The organism is Mycolicibacterium sp. CBM1 (assembly GCF_054073305.1).
In genome coordinates, this window is record NZ_JBSXPP010000016.1 from 20,595 (window position 1) to 31,860 (window position 11,266).

The window sequence follows — 11,266 nt, forward strand, 5'->3', positions numbered from 1 at the left end:
CAACCCCCAAACGACGAAGCGGGCCACCGGTTTTCACCGGTGGCCCGCTTTGCGAAACGACTGCGTCAGCCCTGCGGAGTGGCTCCCAGGTGGCTGATCAGGTCGGGCTTCATCGCCTGCAGTTCACGACCCCAGTAGGCCCAGTTGTGGGTGCCGTTGTCGGGGAAGTTGAACACACCGTTCTTACCGCCCGCGGCCAGGTAGTTGTCGCGGAAGGTGAGGTTGGTGCGGATCGTCAGACCCTCGAGGAAGGTGGCCGGCAGGTCTCCGCCGCCCAGCTCGTCGGGCTGGCCGTTACCGCAGTAGATCCAGATGCGGGTGCCGTTGGCGACGATCTTGGGAATCTGCACCATCGGGTCGTTGCGTTTCCAGCCGCTGTTCGGATCCTGCGTCGGGCCCCACATGTCGTTGGCTTTGAAGCCACCGGCGTCGCCCATCGAGATGTTGATCAGGAACGGCCAGGAACCCTCGGAAGGGTTCAGGAAGCCGGACAGCGAGGAAGCGTAGATGAACTGCTCCGGGTGGTACACCGAAAGGATCAGCGAGGCGGAACCGGCCATCGACAGGCCGACAGCAGCGCTTCCGGTGGGCTTGACATCCCGGTTAGCGGACAGCCACTGCGGCAGCTCCTGGGTCAGGAACGTCTCCCACTTGTAGGTCTGGCATCCCGTCTTGCCGCAGGCTGGCGAGTACCAGTCCGCGTAGAAGCTGGACTGCCCACCGACCGGCATGACGATCGACAGACCGGACTGGTAGTACCACTCGAACGCCTGGGTGTTGATGTCCCAGCCGTTGAAGTCGTCCTGCGCGCGCAGTCCGTCCAGCAGGTACACCGCGGGAGAGTTGGGACCACCGCTCTGGAACTGAACCTTGATGTCGTGGCCCATAGACGGTGACGGAACCATCAGGTATTCGACCGGAAGGCCGGGCCGGGAGAAGGCCCCCGCCGTTGCCGATCCGCCCACCAACCCGATCAGGCCGGGCAGCGTCGCCACCATGGTTGCGACGATCGCGAATCGGCGCGGCCAGCCGCGCACCTTGTCGAACATGGACTTCACCAATCCACCCCAGCTTTCTATGACCCCGGTTCACGGATTTCAGACTTGAGTAAAACACGCCGTCGTGAGCCATTGAAAGTCCATGAGGCTACACAACAGCTGCTCGACCCTTGCCAGCAGCCTGAACAAAAACTAATGTCACTTTTAGTTTTCTGGGCGCCCGTACCTCAACGCCGAAACCGGGAGAATCCATGGAATCCTTCACCCACCTGCGCAAAGGCACCACCCCGCGGCGCGTGCACGCCGACCTGGACGGTCTCAAGGACGACGAGCTGGGCCGCGGTGGATTCACCGGCCGGACCGCCAATCTCTACCGACGTAACGATCCGACTCATTTCCGCGCCACCGGCCCATTGCGTCCGATCGGCGTGTTGTCCAGTGAGCTGAAACCGGACGATGCCACCGACGCTTCGGGCGCACCGCTGCTGATGTTCTCCAACGCCGATTGCCGCATCTCGCTGAGCAAGCGCAGCCAGCCGATGCCGTTCTACGTCCGCTACGTCGACGGTGACCTGCTGTGCTTCGTCCATGAGGGCGCCGGGCGCCTGGAGACCGAGTTCGGGCCGATGTCCTACCGCGCCGGCGACTGGATCTATCTGCCCAAGGCGACCACCTGGCGCCAACTGCCGTCCTCGGGGACCGATCCGGCCGCGAGCACCTGGCTAATGATCGAGGCCACCGACGAGTTCCGGGTACCCCCCGCCGGTCCACTGGGACGGCACTGGCCGTTCGACCCGGCCCAAGCTGTCGTGCCCGACCCGGCCGCGCTCGACGACGACGGTCGCGACGAGTACGAAGTGCGCCTCTACCACCGGCCCGTCGACGGCATCGAGAGCACGACGCTGCGGTATCCGCACCATCCGCTCGATGTCGAGGGATGGCGCGGGGACAACTACGCGTTCACCTTCAACATCGCCGACTACAACGTCATCACCTCCGACAGCGTGCACCTGCCGCCGATGGTGCATCTGTTCATGGCGGCCACCGGCGTCTACGTCTGCAATTTCCTGCCCAAGCCGGCCGAATCGGTGCCCGGAACCGAGCGCACACCCTGGTATCACCGCAACGTCGACTTCGACGAGATCGCGTTCTTCCACGGCGGCTCGCTCTACGGCATCCCGATGCCACCCGGCCTCATCAGCCACGCCCCGCAGGGTGTGCACCACGGCGCACCCGAGAAGGCGCGGGAGCGCGCCCGGCGCACGTTCGACGAGTACCACAGCGTCGACTGGCAGGTGATCGCCGTCGACACCCGGCGACGGTTGACCCCGTCGGCCGAAGTGCTGGCCAACGATCTCGAAGCGGCAGTGGCCGCGACATCGGACCAAGGCCAGCACTGATGGTCGCACCGGTCAAGCAGACCTACGAACGTCTCCCCTATCTCGTCGCCTACCGCAACGATTCGAGTGTCCGCGACGTCTACGGCGGCGTCGCCGAGCTCGTCGTGCTGGAGAGCTACCTGCTCAAACCCTCGACACCCTCGGACACCGTGCTGGTGTTCATGCATCCCATCGGCGGCGGCGCCTACCTGCCGATGATCAACGCCCTGGCCCGAGCCGGTCATCACGTCGTCTACTGCAACAGCCGGTTCCGGGGCACCGACTCCGCGCTGCTGATGGAGAAGGTGGTCCAAGATCTCGGTGAGGCCATCAAGGACGCCAAGAACCGGCTCGGCTACGCCAAGGTGGTCTTGGCGGGCTGGAGCGGCGGCGGCTCGCTGTCGCTGTTCTATCAGCAGCAGGCGCAGAAACCGACCGTCACCGCGAGCCCGTCCGGCGACGGACCCGACCTGACCAAGCTCGGATTGCTCCCGGCCGACGGCATCATGCTGCTGGCTGCCCACATCAGCCGCCACGGCACCCTGACCGAATGGCTGGATGCGTCCATCCTCGAAGAGTCGGACCCGTCCAAGCGCGATCCCGAACTCGACCTCTACAACCCCGACAACCCCAACCAGCCGCCGTACTCCCCCGAATTCCTGGAGCGCTACCGCCAGGCGCAGATCGCGCGGAACCGGCGGATCACGGCGTGGGTCAAGGCAAAGCTGGCCGAACTCAGGGCGAGCGGACGTCCAGACGACGAGTTCGGGTTCGTGGTGCACGGGACCATGGCTGACCCGCGCTGGCTGGATCCCACCGTCGACCCCAACGACCGCACCCCGGGGACCTGCTACCTGGGTGATCCCGCGGTGGTGAACATGAGTCCGGTCGGCCTGGCCCGGTTCTGCTCGCTGCGCAGCTGGCTGTCGCAGTGGAGCTACGACGACGCCCATGGCGACGGCGTCGAATGCGGTCGCGACATCGCGGTACCTGCCCTGGTGATCGGCAACCTCGCCGACGACGCGTGCACGCCGAGCCACACCCGCCGGCTCTTCGAGGCCATCGGGCACCCGGACAAAGAGATGTACGAGATCGACGGCGCCAACCACTACTACTCCGGGCCGGATCAGCGTGGCACCCTGGCCAAGGCGGTCGGCGTCGTGACCGACTGGCTGACCCGGCACGACTTCGCAAAGGTGGATTGATGACAGGTGACACGGTCACCGGCGCACTGGACGGCATCCGGGTGCTCGAGGTCGGCACCCTGATCTCCGGGCCGTTCGCGGGCCGGCTACTCGGCGACATGGGCGCCGAGGTGATCAAGATCGAGCCGCCGGGTGCCCCGGACCCGCTGCGCACCTGGGGCCAGGCCGAGGTCGACGGGCACCACTTCTTCTGGACGGTGCATGCCCGCAACAAGAAGGCCGTCACCCTCAACCTGCGCCAGCCCCGCGGTCGTGAGCTTTTCCTGAAGCTGGTCGAACAATCCGACGTGATCGTCGAGAACTTCCGGCCCGGCACGCTGGAGAAGTGGGGACTGGGCTATGACGTTCTGCGCGAACGCAATCGGGGCATCATCCTGGTGCGCGTCTCGGGTTACGGGCAGACCGGGCCCGACGCACACAAGGCGGGATACGCCTCGGTGGCGGAGGCGGCCAGCGGTCTGCGGCACATGAACGGCTTCCCCGGTGGTCCGCCGCCGCGGCTGGCACTGTCGCTGGGCGACAGCCTGGCCGGCATGTTCGCCGCACAGGGCGCGCTGGCGGCGCTCTACCGGCGCAGCGTCACCGGGGAAGGTCAGGTCGTCGATGCCGCACTGACCGAGGCGTGCCTGGCCATCCAGGAATCCACCATCCCCGACTACGACGCCGGCGGAGTGGTGCGCGGCCCGTCGGGGACCCGGCTGGAGGGCATCGCGCCGTCGAACATCTACCGGACCGCCGACGGCAGCTGGGTGGTGATCGCCGCGAACCAGGACACCGTATTCCGCCGGCTGTGTGCGGCGATGGGCCAACCCGAGCTGGCCACCGACGACCGGTTCGTCGACCACGGCGCGCGCGGGCGCAACCAGGACGAGCTGGACAAGATCATCGGCGACTGGGCCGCCCAGCGACAGCCCGACGACATCATCGAGACACTCAGTGCGGCCGGTGTCATCGCCGGACCGATCAACACCGTCGCCGAGGTGGTGCTCGATCCGCAACTGCGCGCCCGCGGGATGCTGGTCGAGCACTACGACGAAGGGATCGGCCGTACCGTGCTGGGCCCCGGTGTTATCCCGGTGCTCTCCCAGACCCCGGGCGGCGTACGCAGCGCTGGGCCCGCCCGGCCCGGCCAGCACAACGCCGAGGTCTACGGCGAGCTGCTGGGCCTCGACGCCGAGGAGATCACCGACCTCGAAGGCCAGGGGGTGTTGTGAGCGCGCTGCCCGAGCACGTCACGATCCGAGAGGTCGCCCTGCGCGACGGCCTGCAGATCGAGGCGCCGATTCCGTTGTCCGCCAAGCTCGAACTGCTCGCGGCTATCGCGGCCACCGGGGTCCGCGAAGTGGAGGCGACGGCCTTCGTGTCGCCGTCGAAGGTCCCGGCCCTGGCCGACGCGCCGGAGCTGGCCGCCGCCCTCGGCGACTACCCGGACATCGAGTTCTCCGCCCTCGTCGCCAGCCCGAACGGCGCCAGGCGGGCCATCGCGGCCGGCCTGCGCTCGCTGGAGTACGTGGTGTCGGCGGCCGACGGACACAGCCGCGCCAACGTCGGGCGCAGCAGCGCCGAGGCCGCCGCCCAGATCCCGGAGATCGTCGCCATCGCCCACGACTGCGGCGCTAGTGTCGAGGTCATCATCGCCACCGCGTGGGACTGCCCGTTCGACGGGCCCACCCCGGCCCGGCGGGTACTCGACATCGTCGACGCCGCGGTCGATCACGGCGCTGATCGGCTGGCCATCGCCGACACCATCGGCACCACCACGCCCGGCCGAGTGACCGCGTTGGTCGATCAGGTGCGGCCGCGCATCGGTGATCTGCCGCTGGGCGCGCATTTTCACAACACCCGCGGGGCCGGGCTGGCGAGCGCCTACGCCGCGGTGGCCGCCGGGGTCCGGCGGCTGGACTCGTCGGTGGGCGGGTTGGGCGGCTGCCCGTTCGCCCCCGGCGCCAGCGGCAACATCGCCACCGAAGACCTGGTCTATCTGTTGCGCGACAGCGGAATCGGGGTGGACGTCGACCTGCCGGCAGCCATCCACGCCGCCGCGGTCGCACGCGATGTGGTCGGCCACGAGCTGCCCAGCGCGCTGCTGCGCGCCGGGGACCGCATCCTGCATTGAGGCCCGGCAGGCCATGATGGGTGTCATGGAGGCGACCCGCGTCGATCGATGGTTGTGGGCGGTCCGGCTGACCAAGACCCGGCCCGACGCCGCCGCGGCATGCCGCGGCGGGCACGTCCGCGTCAACGACCGGCTGGCCAAACCGTCGACGATGGTGTCCCCCGGCGACCAGATACGAGCCCGGGTCGGCGAGACGACCCGCATCGTCGAGGTGGCGCGGATCATCGCGAAACGGGTCGGCGCCGTCGATGCCGCGACCTGTTATCTGGACCGGACACCCCCACCGCCGCCGATCGCCGCGGTGCCGGTCGCCGCCCGCGACCGCGGCGCGGGCCGGCCCACCAAGCACGACCGCCGAGCGCTGGAGAAGTGGCGAGCCAGTCAGCGCTGAGGTCTGGCGTCCATTTGGTCAGGGTGAACTGACAAACGTCGGTGTAGCGGTTACCGAACAGATCCGCGCACCCGGTCAGGTATCGCATGTAGGTGTCGTAGACCTCTTCGGACTGCAGCGCGATCGCCTCGCCGCGACGCGACTCCAGGGCCGCGGCCCAAGAGGTCCAACGTCCTGGCGTGGCGCGGCCGCAGCGGTTGCACCAGGTCGACGGAGAACCCGGCCTTGCCGGACAGTCCTCGACCAGGTCGGCCGTGGGCAGGCGCCCGCCGGGAGAGATCTCCACCGAGATGAACTTGAAGAACTTCAGCAGGCTCATCGTGATCGGCAGGCCGAGTTTGCCGAGCGAGAGGTCGATCTTGGCCAGCTGCGCTTGCTGCAGCGTCATGTCGTCGCGCTCGAAGTAGGCGCAGCTGTAGGTCTGCGTGAGGTCGAGGAAGAGTCGGAAAGAGTCGTCAGACAGGTCGTAGTGGGACTGGACGTCTTCAAAGTGGGGCACACCCACGTGCCGAACGCCCGCCGGTGTGGCGCTCTTGCCATCCGGAAAAACCAAAAGTAATGTCAACTTCAGTTTTTGACCGGCAACCGCGGGGGCCCCTCATGGAACCGTCCAGCCGTTCGCACCGGGCGGACGGGAGTGCCGACAGCCCCCGCGCACTGAGCTCCAAGGGCCGCCAGACGCGTCAGGCGATCGAAGAAGCCGCGCGAAAACTGTTCGCCGAGCGTGGTTTCCACGGCACCAACCTGGTCGATATCACCTCGGCAGCAGGCAAATCCCCCGCAGTCTTCTACCGGTACTTCGACGACAAGGAGGACCTGCTGGCCGCGATGGCCGAGGAGTTTCTGCACCAGTCCGTTCTCCCGTCCGGTCTGCGGGTCCATCTGCCGGACTCACCGCACGACATCCGATTCTTCGAGACCGTCGTGACCGCCTACTGGGCGATGTTCAAGCCGAACATCGGCATCATGGTCGGCATCGACCAGCTCGCTAACACGATGCCCCGATTTGCGTTGCTGCAGAACCAGTTCCGCCAGTTCGGCATCGACATCGTCACCGCGTCGGTGCGGCGGGCCCAGGACCACGGCTACGCCGCCACCCTCCAGCCTGAACACACCGCGCTGGCCATCGCGCTGCTGTTCGAGCAGTTCACCACCGTCTGTCTACGCCCGGATGCCGCCGGCCTGGGTTTGCGACTGTCCGACACCGAGGCCATCGCCACCCTGTCCGCAATCTGGAAGAAGACGCTCTACGGCTTCTAACCGAGCAAGGAGATCACCGTGGATTTCACGCTGCCCGAACACCTGTCCGATCTACTGACCGAGATGGACGCCTTCATCGAGGCGGAGATCAAGCCGCTCGAGCATGAGCACATGCAGTATTTCGACCGGCGCCGCGAGTTCGCCCGCACCGATATCGACAACGGTGGGATCCCGCGCCGGGAGTGGGAGGACCTGCTCGACGAGATGCGCCGCCGCGCCGATGCGGCCGGCTGGCTGCGCTACGGCCTGCCGTCGAAGTTCGGGGGCCGCGACGGCAGCAACCTCGACATGGCCGTCATCCGGGAACATCTGGCGCACAAGGGACTCGGGCTGCACAACGATCTGCAGGACGAGTCGTCGATCGTCGGGAACTTCCCGCAGGTCATCATGATGGACAGGTTCGGTACCGAGGATCAGAAGGCCGAGTGGATCGAGGCGATGCTGACCGGCACCCGCTCGATGGCGTTCGGTCTCACCGAGCCCGAGCACGGATCCGACGCGACCTGGCTGGAGACCACCGCGGTGCGAGACGGTGCCTCACCTGATTCAGACTGGGTGATCAACGGCTCGAAGCGCTGGAACACCGGCGTGCACCGCGCGACCCACGATCTGGTGTTCGCCCGGACCTCCGGCGAGCCGGGCCAGGCCCGCGGCATCACCGCCTTCCTCGTCCCCTGCGACGCCAAGGGCTTCGCGGTGCCCTACTACTGGTGGACGTTCAACATGCCCAGCGACCACGCCGAGGTGGAACTGCGCGACGTCCGCGTCCCCGCCGACGCGGTACTCGGCCAGGTCGACCACGGACTGGAGGTGGCGCAGACGTTCCTGCACGAGAACAGGATTCGCCAGGCCGCCAGCAGCCTTGGTGCTGCGCAGTACTGCATTGACCGCGCGGTGGACTATGCGGGCAGACGGGTGACGTTCGGCAAGCCGCTCTCGGTCAACCAGGCCGTGCAGTGGCCACTGGTCGAGTTGCAGACCGAGGCACAGATGGTCCGGCTCCTGGTCCGGTACGCGGCCTGGGAGCTCGACCGCAACCACCACCTCGAAGTGTCCGACAAGGTGTCGATGGCCAACTACCGCGCCAACCGACTCGTCTGCGAAGCCGCCGACCGGGCCATGCAGGTGCACGGCGGCATCGGCTACAGCCGCCACGAACCGTTCGAGCACATCTACCGCCACCACCGCCGCTACCGGATCACCGAGGGCGCCGAGGAGATCCAGATGCGCCGGGTGGCGCAGCGGATGTTCAAGTTCGGCAAGCCGGCCCGCTGATATGACCACCGCAACCCTGGCCACCGGCTTGGCGACGGTACTCGCCCCCGTCTTGGGTGCGCCGACCGACGTCGACAACCTGCGGGCGCTGACTGGTGGCGCCAGCCGCACCACCTGGGCGTTCGACGCGGTGACCGGCTCTACCCGGCGCGCGCTGATCCTGCGCACCGCACCACCCGACGATATCCATGCCGGCATGGAACTCGAGGCGGCCGTCCAGTCGGCGGCAGCAGCGGCGGGCGCGCCGGTGCCCCACGTGCTGATCGCCTCTAATTCCTTTGCCGCGCTGGGTCACCCGTTCCTGATCTGCGACGAGATCGCCGGTGAGACGATCGTGCGGCGCATCCAGCGGCAGCTCGACGATGACGGGCGGGCACGGCTGCTGGCACAGTGCGCGCAGGCCCTGGCCGCGATCCATCGCGCCACGACCGATGTCCCCGGGCTGACCGAACAGGACCAGCTGGCGCAGTGGCGCGAACGTCTCGACGAGATGGGCGATACCACAGCGACTTTCGAGTGGGCGATCCGCTGGCTGTCGGCGCACCGGCCACCCCCGTCCACGCCGCGGCTGGTGCACGGCGACTTCCGGATGGGCAACCTCATCATCGGCGACTCCGGCCTGGCGGCGGTGCTGGACTGGGAACTGGTGCACATCGGTGAGATCTACGAGGACCTGGCGTGGTTCTGCATCCGCGCCTGGCGATTCGGTGCCCCGCCGGAGTTGGGCGCCGGCGGCCTGGGCAGCATCGACGAGTTCGTGTCGGCCTACGAGTCGGCCGCGGGTGTCGACGTCGACCGCGGGGTGTTGCGCTGGTGGCTGGTGTTGGCGACATTGCGCTGGGGGGTGATCTGCCGGTTCCAGGCCGAACGGCACCTGAGCGGACAGACCCGGTCGGTGGAACTCGCTGCGATCGGCCGCCGGGTGTGCGAAACCGAATGCGATGTGCTCGATCTGCTGGAGGCTGAGCTGTGAGCGGACTCAATGGGCGCCCCACGGCCGCGGAGCTGGTCGCCGCCGTCGCGGAATTCCTCGAGGGCGACGTCCGTTTGGCTACCACCGGTTCGGTGCAGTTCCACGCCCGCGTCGCGGCCAACGTGCTACGCACCGTCGAGCGCGAGCTGCTCGACACGAGTTCCGTCGAACCGCTGGCCGCGCTGGACTCGCTGGGCTATCCCGACGAGGACGCATTGGCGGCGGCGATCCGGGCCGGTGATCTCGACGACCGCAGCGCCGAGGTGCTGGCGTGCCTGCGTTCGCTGGTGCGGCATCGGCTCGCCATCGCCCATCCCGGCTACGACCAGTCCGGCCAGGCGAGGCCATGATGCGCGGCACGAGCTGATCGTCGACGCCGCCGATCAAAAGTTCGCCGCGATCGCCCAGAGCGACCCCGGCTGGTTCGTCGGCGCCACCCCGGATCGGCGAAACGGTGGCGTTGCGGGTATGTCTGGTGGTGAAGATGGGACAGCACGGCCTGATCTGGCTCCGCTGCACGGCCTGATCTGGCTCCGCTGCTGTCCTGAACGGAACAAGACACGGAGGCGACATGACCACCCTGCACGCGCTACTCACCGACCCGGACGTCGTCGGCGCCTGGAATGTGGTGCCGGCCCGCTCGTCGGTGCGGTTCCGGAACAAGACCTTCTGGGGGTTGCTGACCGTCAAGGGCGAATTCACCGAATTCAGCGGTGACGGCCAGATCACCGCCAAAGGTGCGGTGTTCGGCAGCCTCGACATCCGTGCGGCGTCGCTGAGCACCGGCATCAAGAAGCGCGACGAGCACCTGCGCTCCCCGGATTTCTTCGACGTCGAGAACCATCCCGAGATCCGGGTCGAGGTCACCGGCCTGGAGCCCACCGGAGAGAGCACCGCCGACCTGCGTGCCACGCTTACCGTGCGCGGTACCACCGCGCCGCTGCCGCTGACCGCGACGGTCAGCCGGCTCGGTGACGGCAACATACAGGTGTCGGCACGCGCCACGGTCGACCGCACCACGCTGGGCGTCAACGGCAACATGGTGGGCATGATCCCGGCCGGCACCGCGCTGGTGGCCGACATCGTCTTCGCCAAAGAGTGATTTCGGCGCGCTTTCGTTCGCCCAGCGAACGTTTCCGCGCCGAAATCGCAGATGCGGCAGTAGCATCGGCGGCGTGTCTCGCCCCGGTGCGCAACCGATCCGTGTCCTGATCTACAGCAGCAATGCGCGCACCCGCGAGCAGGTGCGCCTCGCGCTGGGCCCACGGGTCCACCCCGAACTGCCGGAGCTGGCCTACACCGACGTCGCCACCGGCGCCATGGTGATCCAGTTGATGGACGGCGGCGGCTTCGATCTGGTGATCCTCGACGGCGAGGCCTCCCCGGTCGGCGGCATGGGCATTGCCAAACAACTCAAGGATGAGATCAGCGACTGCCCGCCGGTGTTGGTCCTGACCGGACGGGCCGACGACGCGTGGCTGGCCAACTGGTCGCAGGCCGAGGCAGCGGTCCCCCATCCCATCGATCCGATCCGGTTGGGTGAGGCGGTCGTCAGTTTGCTACGAACCAAGATTCAGTAGCCCGCGCAGCAATTGCACTGTCGCCCTTGCCCTCTCGACTCGAGAAGGCTGCGTCCAGCTCTTGAAGACATCCTAACGAAAACGCGCCG

12 protein-coding genes and 1 pseudogene are annotated in these 11,266 nt (G+C 67.5%); 11 read left to right on the forward strand and 2 right to left on the reverse strand.

Going from position 1 to position 11,266, the window contains the following annotated elements; all coding sequences use genetic code 11:
• Window positions 1-65 precede the first annotated feature (65 nt).
• Window positions 66-1,049 carry an esterase family protein gene (locus tag ACXDF8_RS19865; protein ID WP_457225114.1) on the reverse strand — a complete coding sequence of 328 codons (984 nt, stop codon included), beginning with the start codon at window positions 1,047-1,049 and terminating at the stop codon, window positions 66-68.
• A 200-nt stretch (window positions 1,050-1,249) separates the two neighbouring features.
• On the opposite strand from ACXDF8_RS19865, the gene ACXDF8_RS19870 reads away from it, so the two are divergent.
• Genes ACXDF8_RS19870 through ACXDF8_RS19890 form a run of 5 tightly spaced genes read left to right on the forward strand, consistent with a single transcriptional unit; the run spans window position 1,250 to window position 6,089 of the window.
• The gene (locus tag ACXDF8_RS19870) at window positions 1,250-2,398 is read left to right on the forward strand and encodes a homogentisate 1,2-dioxygenase (protein WP_457224999.1); all 1,149 of its coding nucleotides are present in this window, start codon (window positions 1,250-1,252) and stop codon (window positions 2,396-2,398) included.
• A complete protein-coding gene (locus ACXDF8_RS19875) occupies window positions 2,398-3,582 on the forward strand; it encodes an alpha/beta hydrolase family protein (RefSeq protein ID WP_457225000.1) in 1,185 nt (394 codons plus the stop codon). The genes ACXDF8_RS19870 and ACXDF8_RS19875 overlap by 1 nt, the downstream gene beginning before the upstream one ends.
• Window positions 3,582-4,796, forward strand: a complete 1,215-nt coding sequence (locus tag ACXDF8_RS19880; protein ID WP_457225001.1) for a CaiB/BaiF CoA transferase family protein — start codon at window positions 3,582-3,584, stop codon at window positions 4,794-4,796. Before ACXDF8_RS19875 ends, ACXDF8_RS19880 begins: the two co-directional genes overlap by 1 nt.
• Window positions 4,793-5,698, forward strand: coding sequence for a hydroxymethylglutaryl-CoA lyase (locus ACXDF8_RS19885; RefSeq protein ID WP_457225002.1), 906 nt, complete (start codon window positions 4,793-4,795; stop codon window positions 5,696-5,698). Before ACXDF8_RS19880 ends, ACXDF8_RS19885 begins: the two co-directional genes overlap by 4 nt.
• Before the next feature lie 25 nt (window positions 5,699-5,723).
• Window positions 5,724-6,089 (forward strand): Hsp15 family ribosome-associated heat shock protein, encoded by a 366-nt coding sequence (locus ACXDF8_RS19890; RefSeq protein WP_457225003.1) that lies wholly within the window; start codon window positions 5,724-5,726, stop codon window positions 6,087-6,089.
• A 37-nt stretch (window positions 6,090-6,126) separates the two neighbouring features.
• Here the strand turns inward: ACXDF8_RS19890 and ACXDF8_RS19895 are convergent.
• A pseudogene (locus ACXDF8_RS19895) lies at window positions 6,127-6,594 on the reverse strand (class I SAM-dependent methyltransferase); the annotation flags it as partial.
• Between the two features lie 95 nt (window positions 6,595-6,689).
• Between ACXDF8_RS19895 and ACXDF8_RS19900 the strand changes: the two are divergent.
• The 6 genes from ACXDF8_RS19900 to ACXDF8_RS19925 all read left to right on the forward strand — a co-directional run bounded on the left by ACXDF8_RS19900 (window position 6,690) and on the right by ACXDF8_RS19925 (window position 11,177).
• Entirely contained in the window at window positions 6,690-7,349 is a 660-nt protein-coding gene (locus ACXDF8_RS19900) for a TetR/AcrR family transcriptional regulator (RefSeq protein WP_457225004.1), read from the forward strand.
• Between the two features lie 18 nt (window positions 7,350-7,367).
• Window positions 7,368-8,624, forward strand: coding sequence for an acyl-CoA dehydrogenase family protein (locus tag ACXDF8_RS19905; protein ID WP_457225005.1), 1,257 nt, complete (start codon window positions 7,368-7,370; stop codon window positions 8,622-8,624).
• 1 nt (window position 8,625) lies between these two features.
• Entirely contained in the window at window positions 8,626-9,597 is a 972-nt protein-coding gene (locus tag ACXDF8_RS19910) for a phosphotransferase family protein (RefSeq protein ID WP_457225006.1), read from the forward strand.
• Complete coding sequence (locus tag ACXDF8_RS19915) at window positions 9,594-9,947, forward strand: DUF6285 domain-containing protein (RefSeq protein ID WP_457225007.1); 354 nt, start codon at window positions 9,594-9,596, stop codon at window positions 9,945-9,947. Before ACXDF8_RS19910 ends, ACXDF8_RS19915 begins: the two co-directional genes overlap by 4 nt.
• A 221-nt stretch (window positions 9,948-10,168) precedes the next feature.
• Window positions 10,169-10,699, forward strand: coding sequence for a YceI family protein (locus ACXDF8_RS19920; protein ID WP_457225008.1), 531 nt, complete (start codon window positions 10,169-10,171; stop codon window positions 10,697-10,699).
• 73 nt (window positions 10,700-10,772) lie between these two features.
• A complete protein-coding gene (locus tag ACXDF8_RS19925; RefSeq protein WP_457225009.1) occupies window positions 10,773-11,177 on the forward strand; it encodes an Rv3143 family two-component system response regulator in 405 nt (134 codons plus the stop codon).
• Window positions 11,178-11,266 lie beyond the last annotated feature (89 nt).